This window comes from Gilliamella sp. B2969, from assembly GCF_026536195.1.
Lineage (GTDB): Bacteria > Pseudomonadota > Gammaproteobacteria > Enterobacterales > Orbaceae > Gilliamella.
The window spans coordinates 1-569 of the sequence record NZ_JAFNOP010000028.1; the positions used below are offsets into that span (position 1 = coordinate 1).

General features: G+C 46.4%; 1 protein-coding gene. It reads right to left on the reverse strand.

Features of this window, described 5'->3' with window-relative positions; genetic code table 11:
- On the reverse strand, positions 1-569 hold a 569-nt coding region (locus J3U66_RS12790; protein ID WP_267349251.1), incomplete at both ends, for a phage late control D family protein.

Here is a 569-nt window from a genome sequence, read left to right on the forward strand (position 1 = left end):
CCTGGTCACCTTCGCGGTTACCATTTTGCTCCCCTGCCGCAAAACGGTTGGCTGTATCGCTATCACGACCGGCATTAGCCGTGCCATTATCATTCAATCCTTTATAGTGCTCTTCATAACGGTAATTCATGCCATACGTCGTCGCGTTTGTTGGCTGACTGTTCACTTCCGTTTGTAAATTGCTGCCTGCATCCCGGTAATTATAATCCTGCACCTGAACTGACGCTTCAACCATCTGACTGTGTAAACCCATATCCCACACACTGTCAACGCCTGCATCTAAAGTGCCACTCGGTAGTTTGTAGTCGATATCCTTTGCCTGCTGATAACCTTGTTCGTAATCACTTAAGACCATAACATCACAATTGTGCTCAGCATGCGTTTCAAAACGAAACCAAATCCCCACATCGGCTAAAATTCGTTGAATAAAGGTCAGGTCACTCTCCTGCCATTGGGTGATAAGCTCCCGGACCGGATAACGATTTTTTAATTCTAAACGGTAGTCAATGCCGGTAAAACCATGTCCACGCAGCACCTCTTCAACAACGCCCACCACACTCAAATTTTGA